Raw genomic sequence first — 19,181 nt, 5'->3', positions numbered from 1 at the left:
CTCGGTCCGCCTTATCCTTTGAGGGGGTAGCGGTCCGGCTCTTCAAAGATGTCGATCGCCTTTGTCCCGGCGGTGACAGATACCGCATGGATCACACCGGATGGGATCGTATAACTGTCGCCCGGCATGTACTTTGTTTCCACCTCATCAATCGTGATACGTACCTCGCCCGCGATGACGGTGCCCCATTGTGCCTTGTGACTATGGGCGGGCAGGCTGAAATCCTGATGAAATTCGAAAATCACCATCAACCCGCGATCTGACCGGATGGCAGAGGTGGTGACGGTCTCGTCTCTGAACGGGACATCAAGTGATGGAAGCGCTTTGATGAATGCGGGAAGCTGCATGGTGTGACCACTCCTTATGATGGCACGTATGCTAGCAGAATTTCAGGCCACGGCCAGACGCAGAAAAATCGCCCCCCAAACGCAAAACGCCGCCCGGATATGGGCGGCGTTTGGGTTGTCATGGCAGGTTGGTTTAGAAACCAAGACCGGCGTATTTGTTCTTGAACTTCGACACGCGACCACCGGCGTCCATCAGGCGCGACGAACCGCCTGTCCATGCCGGGTGCACTGTGGGGTCGATGTCCAGCGACATGGTGTCGCCTTCTTTGCCCCAAGTGGATTTCATCAGCAGCATCGTGCCGTCGGTCATCTTGACGTTGATCTGGTGATACTGGGGATGGATATCTTTTCTCATGACAGCAATCCTTACGCTTCGGCGCCCTTAGGCGCCTTGTAGTTTGTGACTTCGGAGATACGTGCGGATTTGCCACGACGCTCGCGTAGGTAATACAGCTTGGCGCGGCGGACCTTACCACGACGTATCACTTCGATGGTGTCGATGTTGGTGGAATGCAGGGGGAACACACGTTCCACGCCTTCACCAAAGGAAATCTTGCGAACTGTGAACGACCCGGCGATGCCTTTGCCGTTCTTGCGGGCGATGCAGACGCCTTCGTAGTTCTGCACGCGTGTCCGTGTGCCTTCGGTCACTTTGTAACCGACGCGGATGGTGTCACCCGCTCTGAAATCGGGGATCGTCTTCCCCAGCGCAGCAACTTGCTCCGCTTCGATCTGTGCAATCAGATTCATCTGATGCTCCTTTAATTGCTTACGGTTTTCCGCAATGTTTGTTTCGTGCCGTAGAGCTCTGTATCGTTATCGGGTCCGGTCATGCCGCCCGCCAGAGATGCGTCATCATTCGTTTCTTGTGGCTGTCCGGCCTGTCTGGTGAGTGTTGCACCAACGAAGGTACGCTCAGGCTCCAGTGGTTCCATAAACCAATACCCTGGAATCAGCGAGCCGACCCCTCGGGTTCGCACCGTATAGGCGCAAGGCGGCAGGCGATCAAGGGGCTTGCAAGGCCGCCGCTATCCGGGTTGTTTATAGTCGGCCCACAGATCGGGCCGCCGCTCTTTTGTGATCCGTTCGCCTTCGGCTTTACGCCATTCGGCGATCTTGGCATGGTTGCCCGACAGCAGCACGTCAGGAATGGTATGGCCCTGCCATTCAGCGGGTTTGGTGTACTGCGGATGCTCCAGCAGCCCGGCCGAAAATGATTCCTCAACCGCACTATCTGCGTTGCCCAACACGCCGGGCAACAGCCGCACGGTGGCGTCGATCATGGCTTGCGCGGCAATTTCACCGCCGGTCAGCACGAAATCCCCCAGCGACACCTCTTGAATGCCGAAATGGTCCAGCACCCGTTCATCGACTCCTTCGAAACGGCCACACAGCAACGTCACCCCATCGGTGCCCGCCCATGTCTGCGCCATCTTTTGATCAAACCGGGGTCCGCGCGGCGACAGGTAGATCAGCGGCATGACCCCGCGTGCAGCCCGGCGCGCGTCCACAATCGCCGCCTCAAGCACATCGGCGCGCAACACCATGCCCGCGCCGCCACCGGCGGGGGTATCATCGACGTTGCGATGTTTGCCGATGCCATAGTCGCGCAGGTCATAGGTCTGTAATTGCCAGCGCCCGTCTTGCAGGGCCTTGCCCGTCAGGCTTTCGCCCAACACGCCCGGAAACGCCTGCGGGAACAGCGTGATGATCTGCGCGGTCCATGCCCCCGCCAGATCCGGCGTATCCGTGATCAGTTCGCGTGGTTTCAATGTTGGGCGGGCGCTGATGCGGCCGTGGGATTTGGGGGCGATGGTCATGGGCGGGTCCTGCGATAGTCAGCGATCAAGGCGCGCTTGCGGGTAACAATCGCGCCGGTGTCCAACGCGCTTTGGTTCAATTCGTGCAATGCGTCAAGGATATCATAGGGCAGCGAACGTTTCCCAGGCGCCACAGGCCGCATTGCGGCCCGAACGGTTTGCACTAGTTCCATCAGGTCCAGCAATCGCGGTCGCAAGCGCGCAGTGTGTCACGGGAATGTCGGGCAGTTGGCGGGCGACATCACCAAAGGCGGTCAGATTGGCGGCGCTGCTGGCATGGGCCTAGGTCAGCGCGGCCTGACACATCCGGGGCATGTCGGTCTTGAGGATGATGCGATAATCGCACAAGGTCGGCCTGTTAAGGGACAGCGCCCGTTGCACGTGGTCGTGCCAGTCTTTTGGAACCCGGCGTGGATGATAACCCGCTGGCGGTCAGCCGCTGGCATCGGGGAACAGCCCCTCGGGCGGGTCGGCGATGATGCGGCCACTGGCAAGGTCCACGGTGGGAATGGCGGCATTGGTAAAGGGTAAAAGCACGGTTTCGGCCTGTGTCGGCACAATGATTTCCAGCAGGTCGCCCGCGCCGTGATCCATGACGTTCTTAACCGTGCCCAATGTGGCGCCACCGGTGTCCAGCACCGTCAGACCGATCAGATCGGCGTAATAATACTCGTCATCGGGCAGCGACGGCATGACCGCGCGTTCGGCATACAGGCTGGTATTGCGCAGGGCGTCGGCGTCTTCCTTGGTGACGACCCCATCAAGCCGGGCGGTAAACCCGTTCTTGAGCTGGCCGGTCAGTACGATTTGACCAAAGGCGTGGCCGTCTTCGGTATAAAGCGGGGTGTAGTCGGCAATGGCTGCCGGGTCGGCGCAGAATGATTTCAGGCGCACTTCGCCCTGCACACCAAAAGAGCCGCCAATGGCCCCAACGATCACGCGGTCAGTCATTGGTGATGTCCAATCCTACACATATGTTTGAAATCCAAAGTCCGGTGCCCGTCTCGCAGTTTTCGCGGGCATTGCTGCGCTCAAACATCATACCGGCGACAAAAGCCAGCATCGTCAAGATCATCAGGCGCAATAGGCGGAACATGGTCCCTCATGGAAATGGGGTGGCGTTGCCCGCGGTATCGCGGGCAACGCGCCTTGTCGCTTACTCGGCAGCAGCTTCTTCTGCCGGAGCCGCAGCAGCGGCAGCCGCCGCATCTGCCGCAGCCGTTGCTTTTGCTGCTTTCTCTTCAACGCGGGCTTTCGCCGCTTTGCCCGGCTCGCCTTTTTTCAGGTTTGCACGGTCTTTCTTGGGGATGATGCCTGCCGCTTCGAGCATGCGGGCAACACGGTCCGTTGGCTGCGCGCCCTGGCTCAGCCAGTACTGGACGCGCTCGATGTTCATCTTCACGCGGTCTTCGCTGTCTTTTGGCAGCATGGGTGCATATGTGCCCAGCTTTTCGATGAAGCGGCCGTCACGTGGCATGCGCGCGTCGGACGCGACGATTGCATAATGAGGGCGCTTTTTCGAGCCGCCACGGGCGAGCCGGATTTTCATAGCCATTTGGTATTCTCCTTTAAGATGGCAGGGGTCGGTGGATTGAAATCCACCCTACGATTGGTGTTGTTTGTGGTGTTGGATGACTTCCTGAATGATGAAGTTCAGGAATTTCTTGGCAAATTCCGGGTCAAGATTGGCCTGGTTTGCAAGATCGGTGAGCCGGGCAATCTGCGCCGCTTCGCGGTTCGGATCGGACGGGGGAAGGTCATGTTCGGCCTTGAGCTTGCCGACGGCCTGCGTGTGCTTGAACCGCTCGCCCAGCGTATAGACCAGAATTGCGTCAAGCCGGTCGATGCTTTCGCGGTGGTCACGCAGGATATCTGCGGCGCGGCTGATGGCGTCGGTCATGGTTCAATCCTTTCTGCGGGGCGGGCGGTTGGCAGGCGCATGGTCACATCTCGGGGATTTCTGGGCGCGGGTAACGGTAGGCCAGCGTGCCGTCATGATCCGCAGAAGGGTCAGGTGCCGCACCCAGCCGTTCGGCCAGCCGGATCGCGCGGGTATTGCCCGGCTCGATATAGCTGATCAGCTTTTCCCAGCTCAGCGCGTTCCACGCATTATTGCGCGCCGCACGGGCCGCCTCGAAGGCATAGCCCTGACCTTCGGCCTCGGCGGTGAAGAAAAAGCTGAGTTCCGGTTCGGGATCACCGGTTTCATGACCCAGCAGCACAAAGCCAAGCACAGATTTGTCGATCTGCGCTTCGACCGTCCAAAGGCCCGCGCCGCGCAAAATCCAGCTGGCGGTGAGTTGCAGGAAATCATCCCAAGCACCCGCGCGTGTGCGTTGCCCGCTGACGTGTGCGCCACGGTCTGACATCACGATACCGGCGTAAATATCGAAATCCTCGATATAGGGGCCGCGCATGATCGTGCGGTCCGTCGCGATCCGCGGCAATGATTGCGCGATCCGTTCGATGGCCACAGCGGCCTGACCTGTCGGCTGTGCTTCCCACGGGTGGATGGTCATGATGATCCCTTTGATCTGATGTGTTGCAGCGCACGAAAGCCGACGCGGGGGCGCGTGTGCCCTGTCTCGGTGCGCGCGGTGCGGTGTTGTCCCAGACCCATCATGCGGCTGCGCCCGGATTGGCATGGCGATAGACCAGCGTGTTGGTGGTCGGGGCCTTGGCGGTTTCATCCAGCACGGCGCCCAGCTTGACTGCCAGCCGGATCGACCGGGTGTTGCCCGGCCCGATATAGCTCACCGCTGTGTGCCAGCCCAGCACGTCAAACGCATGGGTCAATGCGGCCTGCGCAGCCTCGGTGGCGATGCCGGACCCTTCGACGTTATCGGCAAGGATCATCCAGCCAATTTCGGTTTCCGGCCAGTCGGGCGGCGTCCAGGGGCCGACAAGGCCCAGAACGATGTGATCTTCGCAGTGCCGGGTGACGGCCCACATGCCGTAGCCGAAAATGGCCCAATGTCCCAGCTCAGACGCAAAGGCGCGCCAGGCCCGGCCCAGATCGCCGTGGCCACCAAACACCGCAGACCGGTCCGACATCATGAAGTCGCGAAACGCGGGCCAGTCGTCAGCGGTGGGGCGACGCAGGGTCAGGCGCGCCGTTGTCAGCATTGTATCAGCGTTCATCATGTCACCTGCCTGCTGCCCTGCGACGACGACGCAACCGGGCTGATCAAATTTCCAGAAATTTGATGCGCGCCGCGCGGGGGATATTTATGCTCGGAAGAATTCATTTCTTCTTCCCAAAACCAGAGAGGCCGGGGGGCAGTTGCAGACCGCCGCCCAGACCGCCGGGCATCTTGCCTTGCAGCGCTTTGGCGGCGTCTTCCATCGCCTTGGGGTCGCCCATGTCAGGCATCCCGCCTGGCATTCCGCCGCTTTTGCCGAACATGCCCTTCATGGCCTGTTTCAGCATCCCGCCCTTGCCCATCTTCTTCATCATGTCGGCCATTTGTCGGTGCTGTTTTATCAGCTTGTTCAACTCGGACACTTCCAGCCCGGCCCCCTTCGCGATCCGCTTCTTGCGGCTGGCGGCAAGCAGGTCAGGGTTGGCGCGCTCTTTTTTGGTCATCGAATTGATCAGGGCGATCTGGCGTTTCAGGATACTGTCGTCCAGCCCCGCCTTGTCCATCTGGCCCTTCATCTTGCCCATGCCGGGCATCATTCCCATCATGCCTTCCATGCCGCCCATCTTCATCATCTGCTCAAGCTGCATCTTCAGGTCGTTCATGTTGAAGCGGCCCTTTTGGAACCGCTTCATCATCCGTTCGGCCTGTGCGGCCTCGATGGTTTCCTGGGCCCTTTCGACAAGCGCTACGATATCGCCCATGCCAAGGATGCGGCCTGCGATACGGGCCGGTTCAAATGTTTCAATCGCGTCGAGCTTTTCGCCGACGCCGACAAACCGGATCGGCTTGCCGGTGATTGCGCGCATCGACAGTGCCGCACCACCGCGCCCGTCGCCGTCCATCCGCGTCAGGACCACGCCGGTCACGCCGATCTTGTCGTCGAATTCCTGCGCGACGTTCACCGCGTCCTGACCGGTCAGACCGTCCACCACCAGCAGCGTTTCACGCGGGTTGGCCACGTCGCGCACGGCGGCGGCCTGCGCGATCAGCTCGGCGTCGATATGCAGACGCCCCGCCGTGTCGAGCATGTAGACGTCATAACCACCAAGGCTGGCCTGGATCTTGGCGCGCTTGGCGATCTGCACCGGGTTTTCGCCGGGCACGATGGGCAGCGTATCAACGCCGATCTGCATGCCCAAGATCGCCAGCTGTTCCATCGCCGCCGGGCGGTTGGTGTCAAGCGAGGCCATCAGCACCCGCTTGCCTTCGCGTTCTTTCAAACGCTTCGCCAGTTTCGCGGTTGTCGTGGTCTTGCCCGACCCCTGCAGACCTACCATCAGGATCGGCGCCGGCGGGTTGTCAATCTTCAGCGCGCCGGGGTCTTCGTCGCCGGTCAGCACATGCTGCAGCTCGTCATGGACGATCTTGATGACCTGCTGGCCGGGTGTGATTGATTTGGTGACGGCCTGCCCGGTGGCTTTGTCCTGCACGGCCTTGATGAAATCGCGCACCACCGGCAACGACACATCCGCCTCGAGCAGGGCAACGCGGACTTCGCGCAGTGCGGTCTTGACGTCATCGTCGCTCAGCGCACCTTGCTTGGTCAGCTTGTCGAAAACACCAGACAGGCGTTCGGATAGATTTTCAAACATCGGCCAAGGCCCTCGTGTCATTTCGGTTGCCCGGCTCATATAGGAAGCCGGACCATAAAGCAGTAGCGCCCCCGTGGGCGCAACGCGCTGACGGGGGGCGATCCCCGGTAAATCGGGGACCGGAAAGCTGGCGCTATCCGGGTGTTGGGAGGCGTTTAGCCCCACGCCACGCCCGAGTCAACGTCTGCGCGGTGATCATCGGTCCATGGCCTGCGTGAAATACCAAAGGTACACTTGCATCCACCCTTGCGGTTGCGCACGAAATGACCGAAATTCATTGGCGTATGTTTGTCAGCGCACAGGGCGGATCATGGATAACTGGGACGAAATCCGCACGGCCTATCAGGTGGCCCGCAACGGCACCGTCAGTGGCGCAGCCGAGGTGCTGGGCGTGCATCATGCCACCGTGATCCGACATATTGATGCGCTTGAGGCGCGGTTGGGCGTGAAACTGTTCCAGCGCCACGCGCGCGGCTATACCGCGACCGAAGCCGGGATGGACCTGCTGCAGGTGGCAAAGGCCACCGACGACCAGTTCACCCAACTGGCCGGTCGGATCAAAGGGCAGGGCGAAGGGGTGTCAGGCGATCTGGTGATCACATCGCTGGGGCAGGTGTCGCACATGCTCACCCCGATCCTTGTTGCGTTTCAGATCGCGCACCCGGAGGTGCGAATCCGCTACCGAACCGGCGACCGGGTGTTTCGGCTGGAATACGGCGAGGCCCATGTCGCGATACGCGCAGGTGCCATGCCCGAGGAACCTGATAATGTCGTGCAGCCCTTTATGCGGCAGGACATGGCGCTGGTCGCCGCTGACAGCTATATCGCGCGGCATGGCATGCCGAACGGGGTTGATGACCTCAAGAACCACTTTTTCGTCGCCCATGACGATGACAGCAACCGCGCGCCGTTCACGCGCTGGCTGCATGGCGTGGTCGGCGATGACCGGCTGACCTATCGCAGCACCGACGACCGCAATATGCTGGATGCGATCCTTGCCGGTGCAGGCATCGGGTTCGTAACGGCGCATGTACTGCCACAGTACCGCCAGTTGCGCCCGGTACTGCCCAGCCGTGATGAATGGTCGGCCCCGTTGTGGCTGGTGACCCATGTGGACCTGCATCGCACCACCAAGGTGCAGACGTTCCTGCGGTTTCTCAAGGATCATGTCAAAAACATGGATTATTAATGGCGCCGACCCGTGCCGGCCATTTGGCGATGCTTGCGTTTTCCGTGCTGGTGGCTGGGTCTTTTGCATTGGGGGCGCTGTCGGCCAATGCAATCGCGCCGATTGCGCTGAATGCTGTGCGGTTCTGGATTGCGGTGCTGATCATCGGCGGGGCCGCATTGGCCACAACCGGCTTGCCGCGCAGCGCCGCAGCGGCACCTTGGCGCTATGTCGTTCTGGCTGTGTTTTTCAGCGTCTACTTTGTGCTGATGTTCGAAGGGTTGAAAACTGCGCCGCCGGTCAGCGCGGCCGCCGTTTTCACCCTGACACCGATTTTAGCTGCGGGATTTGGCTGGTTACTGCTGCGGCAGGTCCTGACCGGGCGCATGGCGCTGGCATTGGGCATCGGGGCGCTGGGCGCGCTTTGGGTGATCTTTCGCGCCGATGTGAAAGCCATCCTGCGGTTTGAAATCGGCACCGGCGAGACGATCTATTTCTGGGGCTGCATGGCGCATGCGGTCTATACGCCTTTGGTGCGCAAACTGAACCGGGGCGAACCGGCGGTCGTGTTCACCTTTGGCACGTTGCTGGCGGGTGCGGTGATGCTGACCCTTTGGGGGTGGTCGGACATCCGCGCCACAGACTGGACCGCACTGCCGGGGATCGTGTGGATCACGATCCTTTATACGGCAATTTTTGCCAGTGCGACGACCTTTACGCTGCTGCAATTCGCGGCCATGCGGCTGCCCAGTTCCAAGGTGATGGCCTATACCTATCTGACACCCAGCTGGGTGATCGTATGGGACGTGGCGCTGGGCGGGACAGCGCCGCCTGCGCTGATCCTCGCGGGGCTGGGGCTGACGGTTGTGGCGCTGGTGATGCTGCTGCGCGACTAATCGGTCCGGCACGGCGTATTCATCATGGGTCTGCGCGCAAAACGTACCGACAGGTTCCGTACAGCCTATGTACGCAATGTTGCACCGAATTTATGCGGTATTATCATGTAATTAAGGACGATTGGGACCTTCACCCAAGGCCTGCTTCAAAAACACCTCGAAGGCATCCAGATCCAGCGGCGCCATCTGGCCAAAGCCGTGCATCCACACTGACGCGCTGTGCAACGCGTCGGGTTCCAGCTTGCACCATTTTACCCGACCGCGTTTTTCCTGACTGATCAACCCGGCTGCAGATAAGATCCCAAGATGCTTGGAAATCGCGGCGAGCGACATTGCAAAGGGTTCGGCCACATCCGTCACGGCCATATCATCCTCCAGCAGCATCGACAGGATCGCGCGGCGGGTGGGGTCGGCAAGGGCCGAAAAGACTTGGTCAAGGGCGGTGCTCATCGGGGCGATTAAGCGGCATCCGTGCGAAACGTCAACCATTTGGTTGAATATGCATCTGCGCGTGTTAGGTCGAAATTATCTAATTCCGGCCAGCCCTTCTTCTACCTTTATTGATAATTATCAGTGTATTAGGACACATCAGGGCCTTGCTTGACTCTGATCCGGCCCCGCCATAGACCATGCGCAACCTTCCGAGGGGACTATACCGATGTCAGAGCCCGATAAGGCTGATCGTCTGAAAGCGCTGGACGCCAAGATTGCGGCGCTCAAACGGACTGACCCGGTCAAGGACCATGCGGAGGAACATTATTCGCAAGCGCAGCTTGCCTGGCGGATGGTGATAGAGTTAGTGGCCGGTCTCGCGATTGGTTTTGGCATTGGATACGGGCTGGATACCTTGTTTGGGACCCTGCCATTATTTTTGGTGCTGTTCATATTCCTGGGCCTCGCGGCGGGTGTTCTCACCATGATGCGATCAGCCAAGGAAGTGCAGAGAAAACAACTGGCTGCTGCCAGTGAAGACGAGGGTGACGCAAGTGGCGACTGAAGCACAATCCGAAGGTGGTCTGGTTTTTCATCCATTGGATCAGTTTATCGTCAAACCGCTGTTTAGCGATGGCGCTGTCCATTGGTACACGCCAACAAACGTGACGCTGTGGATGGCTGTCGGCCTATTGTGCATCATCGGTGTTTTTGTTGTGGGCAGCCGTGGCCGCGCAATCGTCCCAACCCGCATGCAGTCCATCGGCGAACTGATTTACGGCTTTATTTACAAGATGGTAGAAGATGTGACCGGCAAGGACGGGATCAAGTATTTCCCGTACATCATGACCCTGTTCGTGTTCATTTTATTCGCAAACTATCTGGCATTGCTGCCGATGTCCTATAGCCCGACGTCAATGATCGCCGTCACCGCCGTCCTTGGTTTTGGTGTCTTTATCGCGGTCACCATCCTTGGCTTCGTCAAGAACGGCCCGGCGTTTTTGGGTTTGTTCTGGATGAAGGACGCACCCGCGGTCTTGCGGCCCGTCATCGCGATCATCGAAGTGATTTCGTACTTCGTGCGTCCCGTCAGCCATTCAATTCGTCTGGCCGGCAACATCATGGCGGGACACGCCGTGATCAAGGTCTTCGCTGGCTTTGCCGCGCTGACACTGGTGTCGCCCGTCGCGATTTTGGGCATCACCGCTATATATGGTCTTGAGGTCCTGGTGGCCGGTATCCAAGCCTATGTTTTCACGATTTTGACGTGTGTCTACCTGAAAGACGCGCTTCACCCCGCACACTAATCACGGTGCGTGATTTCACGCACCCTACGTCTAACTTCCAATCGTAAGGAGAATACACATGGAAGGCGAACTCGCACACATCGGCGCTGGCCTGGCTGCAATCGGTTCCGGCGCTGCCGCAATCGGTGTTGGTACAGTTGCAGGTAACTACCTGGCTGGCGCACTGCGTAACCCATCCGCTGCTGCGTCGCAGACAGCAACACTGTTCATCGGTCTGGCATTCGCCGAAGCGCTGGGGATCTTTTCGTTCCTCGTGGCGCTTCTGCTGATGTTCGCTGTTTAAGAACACGACCCATATCCTTACGGCTGGCAGGTCGCGCAACGTGACCTGCCAGTAAACTTTCAAGGTATTCGGGGGCCATCATGGCAACAGACAAACACGACGCCGTCGCAGGCGCCTGCGTTGATGCAGGGGGTGGCGCACTTGGCATGCCACAGCTTTGCGCGGATTGGATTCCCAACCAGATTTTCTGGCTCGTGGTCACATTGGCCGCGATCTATTTCGTGATGTCACGCATCGCGCTGCCCCGCATCGGCGCGGTTCTGGCAGAGCGTTCCGGAACAATCACGAACGATATTGCCGCCGCAGAAGAGCTTAAGAACAAAGCTGCCGAAGCCGAAGCTGCCTATGACAAGGCACTTGCTGATGCGCGTGCTGAGGCGCAAAAAATCGTGGCTGCCGCAAAAGCGGATATTCAGGCAGGGCTTGATGTCGAATTGCAAAAGGCCGACGCGCAGATCGCCGTCAAGACTGCCGAAAGCGAAGCAGCGATTGCTGAAATTCGCGATGGCGCGGTGAAAAGCGTGACTCAGGTCGCCAAGGACACGGCCAAGGAATTGGTCACCGCCTTGGGTGGCAAGTCGGATGCAAAAACAATTACCGCTGCGGTGACCGCACGGATGAAAGGGTAAGTCATGAGATTTATGATCACAGCCCTTTTCGCCCTCGGCGCGTCGCCCGCACTGGCGGCAACAGGTCCGTTCGTATCGCTGCAAAACACCAACTTTGTTGTCCTTGTCGCGTTCCTGATCTTTGTCGGCATTCTGGTTTATTACCAAGTGCCGGGTAAAGTGGCGGCGTTGCTGGACACACGCGCGGTCAGCATCAAGTCCGACCTTGATGAGGCACGCGCGCTACGCGAAGAAGCGCAGTCGCTGCTGGCCTCTTACGAGCGTAAGCACAAAGAAGTGCAGGAGCAGGCCGATCGCATCGTGGCTGCGGCCAAGGAAGAGGCGAACACTGCAGCCGCCGTTGCAAAAGACGATATCGCCAAATCAATCACCCGTCGCCTTGCTGCCGCAGAAGAGCAGATTGCAAGCGCGCAGGCTGCCGCTGTCAAGGACGTACGTGATCAGGCGATTATGGTCGCTGTCAGTGTCGCGAAAGATGTCATGGCACAGCAGATGGACGCCAAATCCGCTGGTGCGCTGATCGACGACGCGATCATCACGGTTGGTGAAAAACTGCATTAGGTCCGGCAAGGCCACGCTGCCCTTGGACCAGCCAAAGCCCGTCCGCTGCAAAGCGCACGGGCTTTTTCGTTGACGGCTTTGGTGCGTGTGCCCTAGGTCATGCGTGGGGGCTGTGCAGGGGACGATATCATGCCAAGCCTGTGGGTCGCCGTTCGTGCGACGCTTCTTTACATGGCCGTGGTCGGCCTTGGCATGCTGTATATGTATCGGGTGGCGGACGCGCCCTATGGCACGGTCGCCATGGTCAGTCGGTTCTGGCCCGTCGAACTGATCCTGACCTGCCTGTGTGTGTATTACGTCCGGCGCTACTATGGCTGCTCCGGCGCCGGCTTTGGCACGATGCGCTGGCGCGGGGCCTTTTGGCTGCTGCCATCCTATGTGGTTCTGGCGATGATGGGCGCGGGGGTCGTGCCGTTGTTGCTGCACGGGACGCTCTCGGACGCCGACTGGCACATGCTGCGTTTGCTCACGGTGACGACCTTTCTGATCGGGTTTTCCGAAGAGGTAATGTTTCGTGGCATCCTGTTACGCGGATTGATCGCCCGCTTGCCTGTCACACACGCCATGCTGATCAGTGCGGTCGCGTTTTCACTTTTGCACGCCGTGAACGGGTTTGACGGCCAAAGCGTCACAAATATCGCGCAGCAGTTGGCGTTTACCTTTCTTGTCGGAACTTTTCTGGCACCTGCGGCGCTGAAGATCGGCAACCTTTGGCCTCTGATCGTTTGGCATTGGCTGTGGGATCTAGCGGTGTTTTCCAGCGATATGCTTGGCGTGCTGCATCCCTTTGCGCTGATCGGCATCCTGATCCAGGCCGTTGTCGGCCTCTGGCTTTGGGCCGACCTTCTACGCCAGAGCTAGCGGTCTGCCTCGTGCTCGAACCGCTTTTGCGCAAAGACTTCGTTGCGGTCTGTTTTTTTCTGATCCAGCAGGGCGGTCTCAACAAAACTCAGATGGGCCTCGATTGCGGCGCGCGCCCCGATGGGATCGCGGGCCTGCAGGGCCAGATTGATCGCGCGGTGCTGGCCAAGGAGCGTGTCGCGGGTCGTTCGCTGTTTGAACATGATGGACCGATTGTAAAACACGCCCTCGCGCAGCAGTTCATACATTGACCGCATCATATGCAGCATGATGATATTATGGCTGGCTTCGATAATCGACAGGTGGAAATCGGCGTCCAGATGCGCCTCATCGGCGGGATTGCGTTTTTGGTGGGCCGCTTCCATTTTCTGGAAAATGGTGTCGATCACCTTCAGGTCGGTGCCGCTGGCCAGACGGGCCGCGCGTTCTGCGGCCAACCCTTCCATGTCGCGCCGAAAGCTGATGTAGTCGAACACCGCGTCGTCGTGACTGGCGAATAGTTTCACCAGCGCAGGGGCAAACGCCGATCCCAAAACATCGGCAACATACACACCCGCACCCGCCTTTGTCGTCAGTAGCCCACGGTCCTGCAGGTCTGCCAGAGCCTCGCGGAGGGACGGACGGGACACGCCCATGCGTTCGCTCAGTTCGCGCTCGGACGGCAGGCGTTCGCCGGGGCGCAGGATCCCGCGCAGGATCAGACCTTCGATCTGGCGGACAACACCGTAGGACAGTTTTTCCTGCTGAATGGGTTCGAACGGCATCACATTACCTTTTCCTATTGGTCAAAATATATGACCGGTCCGCGTTATTAACAACAAAAAAGGGGCCGCAGTGATCCGACCCCTTTCTGTCAACGCTGATTTGGGCAGATTAGTTCGGCGTGATGATGATCTCAACCCGGCGATTGGCCTGACGGCCACGTGCGTCAAGATTACTTGCGATGGGTTGATCCTCGCCGCGACCGATGGACCGAATCCGTGCGGGCGACACGCCTGCGCTGATCAGGACCGATGACACCGCCTGTGCGCGCCGCTGTGACAGATCAAAGTTGTACGACGCATCGCCAACGTTATCTGTGTGCCCGATCACGTTTACGGTCGTGTTGGGGTAACGGTTCAGCGACGATGCCACCGTGACCAGATCATTGCGTGACACCCCGGACACTGCGGTGCTGTTGGTCGCAAACAAGATGTCCTGTGACAGGGTCACGACAAGGTTGCTGCCATTATTGACGATGCCGACGTTGTTGCCCAACTGGCGACGCAGCTCTTCTTCTTGCTTGTCGAGGTTGTTCCCGATGGCCGCGCCAGCGCCAGCACCCAGCGCCGCACCGATCAGCAGCGCCTGATTGCGTTCGCGCACGGTGCCATTGTTATTTGTGATCGCACCGGCCAGCGCGCCAACACCCGCGCCGATGAGCGCGCCTTGTTGGGTTTTTTCATAACCGTTGGGGCCGGCAGGGTCGCAGGCCGCAACAAGGGTCAGCGATGCGGCGGCAAGCACGAGTGGGAATTTCGAAATCTTCATTGTCTTGGTTCCATTTGATGTCGGTGCGCAAATCACGCAACTCTATGAACCAGCTTATGCCCGTTCTTGGAATGATATCCAATAACGCAGCTACGACTGGCGGGGTTTTGCCGGTTTTAACGCGCGTCAGGGGCTGCGTCGGCCCGCGCGGATTCCCATGCGAGCATGGCCCGTTTGACTGGCAGGCCCCAGTGATAGCCGCCCAATGCGCCCGATTTGCGCAACGCCCGGTGGCAGGGAATCAGCCAGCTCACCGGATTGCGGCCCACCGCCGTACCTACGGCGCGCACGGCTTTGGGGTTGCCGATCGACTGGGCAATCTCTGAATAGGTCGTGACATGGCCCGATGGTATGGTTAGCAGCGCCTCCCAGACCTTGAGCTGAAACGGTGCGCCGATCATGTGCAGTCTGGTTTCGCCCGTCATCCCCAGCGCCGCAGTGGCCCAAGGTTCCAGCGCGGATGGGTCCTCGACGAATTCGGCGCCGGGCCAGCGCGCCATCAGGTCGTCCATGGCCGCCTGTGCACCGGTTTCCGCAGAAAAGGCAAGGCCGCAGATCCCCCGGTCCGTTCCCATGACAAGCGCGGGGCCAAAGGCGCTATCGCACCAGCCCCACGTAATTGTCAGGCCCGCGCCGCCCCTGCCGTAATCGCCGGGGCTCATCGCTTCCCATCGCACGAAAAGGTCGTGCAGGCGCCCGCTGCCCGACAGGCCGACGCTTTGCGCGGTGTTCAGCGTGGTGAACCTGTCGCGCAGCAATGTCTTGGCGTGTCCCAAGGTAAGGTATTGCTGATAGCGCTTGGGCGATACCCCGACCCACGTAGAAAACAGACGCTGAAAATGCGCCGGGCTCATGTTCATGTCCGCCGCCAGATCGGTCAGTGACAAGGGCCTCTCGCCCGCCGCGTCAATTGCCGCGATTGCGCGGCGCATGACGTTGTAGTGATATGTGTCTGTCTGTTCCATGGGGTTCAAATTAGGGGCAATCGACCCATGTAGCGACCCGAAAAATGCGCAACTGACGCTTGCCCCCTTCGCGTGTGCCGGGCATACCGTCGCCATGGCAAAACAGCTTGATTATCACACGATCCGCGAGATCTTTACACGCTTCCAAAACGCAGAGCCCGAGCCGAAGGGCGAGCTGGAGCATGTGAACGTCTATACCCTTTTGGTTGCGGTGGCGCTTTCGGCGCAAGCCACCGATGCTGGCGTGAACAAGGCGACCCGCGCGTTGTTCAAAATCGCAGACACCCCGCAAAAGATGCTGGACCTTGGGGTCGATGGGCTGACCGAACATATCAAGACGATTGGTCTGTTCCGGCAAAAGGCCAAGAATGTCATCAAAATGAGCCAGATTCTTGTCGAAGACTACGATGGCATCGTCCCCAACTCCCGCGCTGCGCTGCAATCGTTGCCCGGTGTTGGCCGCAAGACGGCCAATGTGGTGCTGAACATGTGGTGGCATCTGCCATCGCAGGCGGTCGACACCCATATTTTCCGCTTTGGCAATCGCAGCGGTGTGGCACCCGGCAAAGATGTCGATGCCGTCGAACGCGCGATCGAGGACAATATCCCAGCCGATTTCCAACTGCATGCACACCACTGGATGATCTTGCACGGGCGCTATACTTGCGTCGCGCGCAAACCAAAATGCGCGGCCTGTCTGATCCGCGATCTTTGTCAATTTGAGGATAAGAACCTATGAAAAAGTATCAGGTTGTCGGTATCGGCAATGCAATGGTCGATGTGCTGGCCCGTGCCGATGACAGCTTTTTGGCTGCGGCTGGGATCGGCAAGGGGATTATGCAGCTGATCGACATGGATCGCGCTGTCAGCCTTTATGCCAGCGTTGGTCCCGCCAAGGAAATCAGCGGCGGGTCAGCGGCCAATACCATTGCCGGTATCGCACATCTGGGGGGGCGCACGGCCTATGTCGGCAAGGTGAAGGATGACCAGCTGGGCGCGATTTTTGCGCATGATCTGCGCGCGCAGGGGGCCGGATATGCCACCGCGATGGCACCCAAGACGGAAACCGCCGAAACCGGTCGTTGCATCGTCATCGTCACCCCCGATGGGGAGCGGTCGATGAACACCTATCTGGGGGTGACAGAATTTCTGTCCCCCGACGACATTGACGATGCCCAAATGGCCGAGGCAGAATGGATCTACCTTGAAGGCTACCGCTTTGACGGCCCGGAAAGCCACGCCGCCTTTGCCAAGGCGATTGCAGCATGTAAAGGCGCGGGGGGCCGCGTGTCGATTACCCTGTCCGATCCGTTCTGCATTGACCGGCACCGCGATGCGTTCCGTCATATTGTGCGCGACCACGTCGATCTGCTGTTCTGCAACCGGGCGGAAATTCTGTCGATGTATCAGACCGATGATTTTGAGGCGGCGCTGTCCAATGCCGCGTCCGAAGTGGCGATTGTCGCCTGCACTGATAGTGAACATGGCGTGCATGTCCTGTCAGCTGGCCAACGCTGGGATGTGCCTGCGGTGCCTACGCAAATCGTTGATGCCACGGGTGCCGGTGATCTGTTTGCCAGCGCATTTCTTTGGGGGCTGACAACCGGGCAGGATTTGGACACATGCGCAAAGATGGGCAACCTCGCCGCATCAGAGGTAATCAGCCATATCGGTGCCCGGCCCGAAGCGGACCTGAAAACGCTGTTTAAATCTCGCGGGCTGCTCTGAGCCAGAGCGCATCAAGCGCGTCAATGGCTGCCACGTCGAACCGCTCTTCTTGCTTCCAGTACTTTCCCGTCGGTACGTAATACCCAAGCCGCGCCTCCTCCGCGAGGGCGGCTGCGACCAGTTGATCGTTTACCGGCGCCAGCTGCGCATCTTTCACCGTGTCGCGCGTGACGCGCTGAAAAATCAACCGGCTATCGTCTTGTGACAGGTTCACCATGGCGCAACCCTGTCGGGCGGCCATGGCCATCAGCCGCGCTGATTTCGCTTCAAGCGACCGCAGGGTCACGTCCCGACGCAGCGGATCGGCTGTGCCGGTGCCGTAAAAATGGGTGGCCGCAATATTGGGATAAACCATGTCGCATCCCAAAACGGCGATGACTTGCGGTTGTAGCGCTGCCAAAGCCCAATAGGACGCAGTAAACGCCATCGTCCCGCCCGCATAAACAAAGCCACCCAACCCATTCTGCAGCGGAACATAGTCGGCGGCCGTCACGATGCGCTGATGTGCGGCATGATCGGCCGGTCGCCGCGCTATGGGAAAATCATCGGGGTAGATCAGCGCATCCCAATCTGGCCGAACGCCCCACGCATTGTTGATCGCAACAATTTGGTCAAAAGGCGCACGCGGCCATTCCCGGCAGCTGACAACATTCGGGCCACTACCCACTATCAATATGATCGACAAAATTGCGCCCTTTTTTACCGTACTAGAAGTACATAAGGCAGCGTTTCGCCGGGTCGAGAGCGCGGGGCAGAGTTTTATGCCTCCGGCGGGGATATTTCTTCTCGGAAGAAGCGGAGAGGAGTGAAGTGCTGCCAAGCCCTTAGTCGCCAAGCGCAGGAGGCAAGGCAGTCACTTCGGCTTCTTCGTCGACGGTCATCGGCATCCCTGCCTGTACCGCAGGAAAATGGTCTTTGGTTTACGCTAATTTTTCGTAAATTTCCGTCTTCCGAGTGTAAATATCCTCTGGGGTGAGGCGCAGTGCGCCGAGGGGGCGGATAGCCCCCTAGCCAGCGCGCCAAAGGCGCAACTACTTGCCTAGTTTGGCATGGACCTCGTCAAGATCAATTTCGCCAACCGGCATCTTGTTGGCGGGGTTTTCGAAGTCGTATTTGAACATATTGAAATCTTTTTTATAAATTTCATATACAAGATGCATCGACAGGTCGTCAAAGTAGTCTTCGACCGGGTGCACGCGCTTTGGGCCGTGCCCTTCGCTTTCGTTGAAACGGGGGATGGCGGACAGGTCAACCGCATTGGGCGTTTCGATTGCGTTGAGGACCTGTTGCATGCCATCGTTGAATTGCTCTGTCCAAAAGATATTGTCGTAGCGGCCACCATTGACGATGAAGGTCGAAATGTGGCCGGACATTGCCGACCAATGGATGTCAGGTTCCATCGGGCGACGCCAGCGAACAGTGTCGCGGGCAAACAGCAAGAAACGGCGAAACGATTTGATCTGATCGAACTCAAAGCCAGTCTCGGGATCGCCGACTTCGATCCCGTATTTCTGGATCAACAGCGGTACAAGGTTGCCGCGGTATCGTTTGCCATTGCGCTGGATGCCGCATATCTTGTCAAAGAACGATGACAATATCCGGGTGTAAGGGTTGCGGACACACGTGAAGGCATAGCTTTGGTGGTCTTGGATATTTTGCGTAATCAGCGGCTGGCTTTCGTTCATGGCCCATTTGTGGATGCCGGATTTGGCGTCGTGGATATCGCCATCGAAGAATGTGCCATGATCAGAGTAATACATGATCTGGCCGATTGTCGAACAGGCGCATTTGGGGACAACGCGGTAGACCACGCTTTGGCTTTCGGTCATCCATGTGCCGGGAAAACTCATCGGTTGTCGTCTCCATAGTCAACTGACGTCCAGGCAGTTGATTGTTGCTATCTCTAAAGAACAAAGAAA

At 59.0% G+C, this 19,181-nt stretch carries 29 protein-coding genes; 10 read left to right on the top strand and 19 right to left on the bottom strand.

The genetic code is table 11. The features are described from left to right. Positions 1-11 precede the first annotated feature (11 nt). The 13 genes from QZ196_RS01870 to ffh form a co-directional block, all read right to left on the bottom strand. Positions 12-347, bottom strand: a complete 336-nt coding sequence (locus QZ196_RS01870) for a cupin domain-containing protein (protein WP_296423278.1) — start codon at positions 345-347, stop codon at positions 12-14. A 133-nt stretch (positions 348-480) separates the two neighbouring features. Next, positions 481-702, bottom strand: coding sequence for a 50S ribosomal protein L31 (gene rpmE / locus QZ196_RS01865; RefSeq protein WP_296423277.1), 222 nt, complete (start codon positions 700-702; stop codon positions 481-483). An 11-nt stretch (positions 703-713) separates the two neighbouring features. Beyond that, positions 714-1,097, bottom strand: a complete 384-nt coding sequence (gene rplS, locus QZ196_RS01860; RefSeq protein ID WP_296423276.1) for a 50S ribosomal protein L19 — start codon at positions 1,095-1,097, stop codon at positions 714-716. A gap of 11 nt (positions 1,098-1,108) precedes the next feature. Continuing rightward, positions 1,109-1,282 carry a hypothetical protein gene (locus QZ196_RS01855; RefSeq protein WP_296423274.1) on the bottom strand — a complete coding sequence of 58 codons (174 nt, stop codon included), beginning with the start codon at positions 1,280-1,282 and terminating at the stop codon, positions 1,109-1,111. Positions 1,283-1,375: 93 nt separating this feature from the next. Next, positions 1,376-2,167 carry a tRNA (guanosine(37)-N1)-methyltransferase TrmD gene (gene trmD / locus QZ196_RS01850; RefSeq protein ID WP_296423273.1) on the bottom strand — a complete coding sequence of 264 codons (792 nt, stop codon included), beginning with the start codon at positions 2,165-2,167 and terminating at the stop codon, positions 1,376-1,378. Next, positions 2,164-2,340 (bottom strand): hypothetical protein, encoded by a 177-nt coding sequence (locus tag QZ196_RS01845; protein WP_296423272.1) that lies wholly within the window; start codon positions 2,338-2,340, stop codon positions 2,164-2,166. Before QZ196_RS01845 ends, trmD begins: the two co-directional genes overlap by 4 nt. Before the next feature lie 259 nt (positions 2,341-2,599). Continuing rightward, complete coding sequence (rimM, locus tag QZ196_RS01840; RefSeq protein WP_296423271.1) at positions 2,600-3,118, bottom strand: ribosome maturation factor RimM; 519 nt, start codon at positions 3,116-3,118, stop codon at positions 2,600-2,602. Continuing rightward, positions 3,111-3,263 carry a hypothetical protein gene (locus tag QZ196_RS01835; protein WP_296423270.1) on the bottom strand — a complete coding sequence of 51 codons (153 nt, stop codon included), beginning with the start codon at positions 3,261-3,263 and terminating at the stop codon, positions 3,111-3,113. The genes rimM and QZ196_RS01835 overlap by 8 nt, the downstream gene beginning before the upstream one ends. A 60-nt stretch (positions 3,264-3,323) precedes the next feature. Continuing rightward, the gene (rpsP, locus tag QZ196_RS01830; RefSeq protein WP_296423269.1) at positions 3,324-3,722 is read right to left on the bottom strand and encodes a 30S ribosomal protein S16; all 399 of its coding nucleotides are present in this window, start codon (positions 3,720-3,722) and stop codon (positions 3,324-3,326) included. A 48-nt stretch (positions 3,723-3,770) separates the two neighbouring features. Next, entirely contained in the window at positions 3,771-4,067 is a 297-nt protein-coding gene (locus tag QZ196_RS01825; RefSeq protein ID WP_296423268.1) for a chorismate mutase, read from the bottom strand. 43 nt (positions 4,068-4,110) lie between these two features. After that, positions 4,111-4,686, bottom strand: a complete 576-nt coding sequence (locus QZ196_RS01820; RefSeq protein WP_296423267.1) for a GNAT family N-acetyltransferase — start codon at positions 4,684-4,686, stop codon at positions 4,111-4,113. A 100-nt stretch (positions 4,687-4,786) separates the two neighbouring features. Further along, positions 4,787-5,311 carry a GNAT family N-acetyltransferase gene (locus QZ196_RS01815; protein ID WP_296423266.1) on the bottom strand — a complete coding sequence of 175 codons (525 nt, stop codon included), beginning with the start codon at positions 5,309-5,311 and terminating at the stop codon, positions 4,787-4,789. 100 nt (positions 5,312-5,411) lie between these two features. Next, complete coding sequence (ffh, locus tag QZ196_RS01810) at positions 5,412-6,902, bottom strand: signal recognition particle protein (RefSeq protein WP_296423265.1); 1,491 nt, start codon at positions 6,900-6,902, stop codon at positions 5,412-5,414. Positions 6,903-7,212: 310 nt separating this feature from the next. On the opposite strand from ffh, the gene QZ196_RS01805 reads away from it, so the two are divergent. Together QZ196_RS01805 and QZ196_RS01800 are read left to right on the top strand one after the other, a co-directional pair. Then, positions 7,213-8,091 carry a LysR family transcriptional regulator gene (locus tag QZ196_RS01805; RefSeq protein ID WP_296423263.1) on the top strand — a complete coding sequence of 293 codons (879 nt, stop codon included), beginning with the start codon at positions 7,213-7,215 and terminating at the stop codon, positions 8,089-8,091. After that, positions 8,091-8,966 carry a DMT family transporter gene (locus QZ196_RS01800; protein WP_296423262.1) on the top strand — a complete coding sequence of 292 codons (876 nt, stop codon included), beginning with the start codon at positions 8,091-8,093 and terminating at the stop codon, positions 8,964-8,966. Before QZ196_RS01805 ends, QZ196_RS01800 begins: the two co-directional genes overlap by 1 nt. Before the next feature lie 111 nt (positions 8,967-9,077). Here QZ196_RS01800 and QZ196_RS01795 read toward each other — a convergent pair whose 3' ends face one another. Further along, the gene (locus QZ196_RS01795) at positions 9,078-9,416 is read right to left on the bottom strand and encodes a metalloregulator ArsR/SmtB family transcription factor (protein ID WP_296423259.1); all 339 of its coding nucleotides are present in this window, start codon (positions 9,414-9,416) and stop codon (positions 9,078-9,080) included. Between the two features lie 208 nt (positions 9,417-9,624). Between QZ196_RS01795 and QZ196_RS01790 the strand changes: the two genes are divergently transcribed. The 6 genes from QZ196_RS01790 (at position 9,625) to QZ196_RS01765 (ending at position 13,039) form a co-directional block, all read left to right on the top strand. Continuing rightward, positions 9,625-9,963: an AtpZ/AtpI family protein gene (locus QZ196_RS01790; RefSeq protein ID WP_296423257.1), complete on the top strand. Its 339-nt coding sequence runs from the start codon at positions 9,625-9,627 to the stop codon at positions 9,961-9,963. After that, a complete protein-coding gene (locus QZ196_RS01785) occupies positions 9,953-10,705 on the top strand; it encodes a F0F1 ATP synthase subunit A (protein ID WP_296423255.1) in 753 nt (250 codons plus the stop codon). Before QZ196_RS01790 ends, QZ196_RS01785 begins: the two co-directional genes overlap by 11 nt. A 58-nt stretch (positions 10,706-10,763) precedes the next feature. After that, positions 10,764-10,988, top strand: a complete 225-nt coding sequence (locus QZ196_RS01780; RefSeq protein ID WP_296423253.1) for a F0F1 ATP synthase subunit C — start codon at positions 10,764-10,766, stop codon at positions 10,986-10,988. 80 nt (positions 10,989-11,068) lie between these two features. Further along, positions 11,069-11,617, top strand: coding sequence for a F0F1 ATP synthase subunit B' (locus QZ196_RS01775; protein ID WP_296423251.1), 549 nt, complete (start codon positions 11,069-11,071; stop codon positions 11,615-11,617). A gap of 3 nt (positions 11,618-11,620) precedes the next feature. Then, positions 11,621-12,178, top strand: a complete 558-nt coding sequence (locus QZ196_RS01770; protein WP_296423248.1) for a F0F1 ATP synthase subunit B — start codon at positions 11,621-11,623, stop codon at positions 12,176-12,178. Positions 12,179-12,307: 129 nt separating this feature from the next. Then, a complete protein-coding gene (locus QZ196_RS01765; protein ID WP_296423246.1) occupies positions 12,308-13,039 on the top strand; it encodes a CPBP family intramembrane glutamic endopeptidase in 732 nt (243 codons plus the stop codon). Here the strand turns inward: QZ196_RS01765 and QZ196_RS01760 are convergent. The 3 genes from QZ196_RS01760 to QZ196_RS01750 all read right to left on the bottom strand — a co-directional run bounded on the left by QZ196_RS01760 (position 13,036) and on the right by QZ196_RS01750 (position 15,534). Beyond that, complete coding sequence (locus QZ196_RS01760; RefSeq protein WP_296423244.1) at positions 13,036-13,803, bottom strand: FadR/GntR family transcriptional regulator; 768 nt, start codon at positions 13,801-13,803, stop codon at positions 13,036-13,038. The two genes, QZ196_RS01765 and QZ196_RS01760, sit on opposite strands and share 4 nt — an antisense overlap. Before the next feature lie 109 nt (positions 13,804-13,912). Further along, complete coding sequence (locus tag QZ196_RS01755; RefSeq protein ID WP_296423243.1) at positions 13,913-14,569, bottom strand: OmpA family protein; 657 nt, start codon at positions 14,567-14,569, stop codon at positions 13,913-13,915. Positions 14,570-14,685: 116 nt separating this feature from the next. Continuing rightward, on the bottom strand, positions 14,686-15,534 hold the full coding sequence (locus QZ196_RS01750; protein ID WP_296423240.1) for a bifunctional helix-turn-helix domain-containing protein/methylated-DNA--[protein]-cysteine S-methyltransferase: 849 nt from the start codon (positions 15,532-15,534) through the stop codon (positions 14,686-14,688). 94 nt (positions 15,535-15,628) lie between these two features. Between QZ196_RS01750 and nth the strand changes: the two genes are divergently transcribed. Both nth and QZ196_RS01740 read left to right on the top strand, forming a co-directional pair. Beyond that, entirely contained in the window at positions 15,629-16,273 is a 645-nt protein-coding gene (gene nth / locus QZ196_RS01745; protein WP_296423239.1) for an endonuclease III, read from the top strand. Continuing rightward, positions 16,270-17,262 carry an adenosine kinase gene (locus QZ196_RS01740; RefSeq protein WP_296423237.1) on the top strand — a complete coding sequence of 331 codons (993 nt, stop codon included), beginning with the start codon at positions 16,270-16,272 and terminating at the stop codon, positions 17,260-17,262. Before nth ends, QZ196_RS01740 begins: the two co-directional genes overlap by 4 nt. On the opposite strand, the gene QZ196_RS01735 is transcribed toward QZ196_RS01740, so the two are convergent. Together QZ196_RS01735 and QZ196_RS01730 are read right to left on the bottom strand one after the other, a co-directional pair. Further along, a complete protein-coding gene (locus QZ196_RS01735) occupies positions 17,240-17,947 on the bottom strand; it encodes a hypothetical protein (protein ID WP_296423234.1) in 708 nt (235 codons plus the stop codon). The genes QZ196_RS01740 and QZ196_RS01735 overlap by 23 nt on opposite strands. 346 nt (positions 17,948-18,293) lie before the next feature. After that, entirely contained in the window at positions 18,294-19,112 is an 819-nt protein-coding gene (locus QZ196_RS01730; protein ID WP_296423233.1) for a sulfotransferase family protein, read from the bottom strand. Positions 19,113-19,181 lie beyond the last annotated feature (69 nt).

It is taken from the genome of Yoonia sp., from assembly GCF_017854565.1.
Lineage (GTDB): Bacteria > Pseudomonadota > Alphaproteobacteria > Rhodobacterales > Rhodobacteraceae > Yoonia.
The sequence above is the reverse complement of the archived record's forward strand: the minus strand, read 5'-3'. Positions and strand labels throughout refer to the sequence as shown.

Coding starts and splice junctions, on each gene's coding strand:
- QZ196_RS01870 (WP_296423278.1), bottom strand. CDS start 347: ATGCAGCTTCCCGCATTCATCAAAGCGCTTCCATCACTTGATGTCCCG.
- rpmE (WP_296423277.1), bottom strand. CDS start 702: ATGAGAAAAGATATCCATCCCCAGTATCACCAGATCAACGTCAAGATG.
- rplS (WP_296423276.1), bottom strand. CDS start 1,097: ATGAATCTGATTGCACAGATCGAAGCGGAGCAAGTTGCTGCGCTGGGG.
- QZ196_RS01855 (WP_296423274.1), bottom strand. CDS start 1,282: ATGGAACCACTGGAGCCTGAGCGTACCTTCGTTGGTGCAACACTCACC.
- trmD (WP_296423273.1), bottom strand. CDS start 2,167: ATGACCATCGCCCCCAAATCCCACGGCCGCATCAGCGCCCGCCCAACA.
- QZ196_RS01845 (WP_296423272.1), bottom strand. CDS start 2,340: ATGGAACTAGTGCAAACCGTTCGGGCCGCAATGCGGCCTGTGGCGCCT.
- rimM (WP_296423271.1), bottom strand. CDS start 3,118: ATGACTGACCGCGTGATCGTTGGGGCCATTGGCGGCTCTTTTGGTGTG.
- QZ196_RS01835 (WP_296423270.1), bottom strand. CDS start 3,263: ATGTTCCGCCTATTGCGCCTGATGATCTTGACGATGCTGGCTTTTGTC.
- rpsP (WP_296423269.1), bottom strand. CDS start 3,722: ATGGCTATGAAAATCCGGCTCGCCCGTGGCGGCTCGAAAAAGCGCCCT.
- QZ196_RS01825 (WP_296423268.1), bottom strand. CDS start 4,067: ATGACCGACGCCATCAGCCGCGCCGCAGATATCCTGCGTGACCACCGC.
- QZ196_RS01820 (WP_296423267.1), bottom strand. CDS start 4,686: ATGACCATCCACCCGTGGGAAGCACAGCCGACAGGTCAGGCCGCTGTG.
- QZ196_RS01815 (WP_296423266.1), bottom strand. CDS start 5,311: ATGATGAACGCTGATACAATGCTGACAACGGCGCGCCTGACCCTGCGT.
- ffh (WP_296423265.1), bottom strand. CDS start 6,902: ATGTTTGAAAATCTATCCGAACGCCTGTCTGGTGTTTTCGACAAGCTG.
- QZ196_RS01805 (WP_296423263.1), top strand. CDS start 7,213: ATGGATAACTGGGACGAAATCCGCACGGCCTATCAGGTGGCCCGCAAC.
- QZ196_RS01800 (WP_296423262.1), top strand. CDS start 8,091: ATGGCGCCGACCCGTGCCGGCCATTTGGCGATGCTTGCGTTTTCCGTG.
- QZ196_RS01795 (WP_296423259.1), bottom strand. CDS start 9,416: ATGAGCACCGCCCTTGACCAAGTCTTTTCGGCCCTTGCCGACCCCACC.
- QZ196_RS01790 (WP_296423257.1), top strand. CDS start 9,625: ATGTCAGAGCCCGATAAGGCTGATCGTCTGAAAGCGCTGGACGCCAAG.
- QZ196_RS01780 (WP_296423253.1), top strand. CDS start 10,764: ATGGAAGGCGAACTCGCACACATCGGCGCTGGCCTGGCTGCAATCGGT.
- QZ196_RS01775 (WP_296423251.1), top strand. CDS start 11,069: ATGGCAACAGACAAACACGACGCCGTCGCAGGCGCCTGCGTTGATGCA.
- QZ196_RS01770 (WP_296423248.1), top strand. CDS start 11,621: ATGAGATTTATGATCACAGCCCTTTTCGCCCTCGGCGCGTCGCCCGCA.
- QZ196_RS01765 (WP_296423246.1), top strand. CDS start 12,308: ATGCCAAGCCTGTGGGTCGCCGTTCGTGCGACGCTTCTTTACATGGCC.
- QZ196_RS01760 (WP_296423244.1), bottom strand. CDS start 13,803: ATGCCGTTCGAACCCATTCAGCAGGAAAAACTGTCCTACGGTGTTGTC.
- QZ196_RS01755 (WP_296423243.1), bottom strand. CDS start 14,569: ATGAAGATTTCGAAATTCCCACTCGTGCTTGCCGCCGCATCGCTGACC.
- QZ196_RS01750 (WP_296423240.1), bottom strand. CDS start 15,534: ATGGAACAGACAGACACATATCACTACAACGTCATGCGCCGCGCAATC.
- nth (WP_296423239.1), top strand. CDS start 15,629: ATGGCAAAACAGCTTGATTATCACACGATCCGCGAGATCTTTACACGC.
- QZ196_RS01740 (WP_296423237.1), top strand. CDS start 16,270: ATGAAAAAGTATCAGGTTGTCGGTATCGGCAATGCAATGGTCGATGTG.
- QZ196_RS01730 (WP_296423233.1), bottom strand. CDS start 19,112: ATGAGTTTTCCCGGCACATGGATGACCGAAAGCCAAAGCGTGGTCTAC.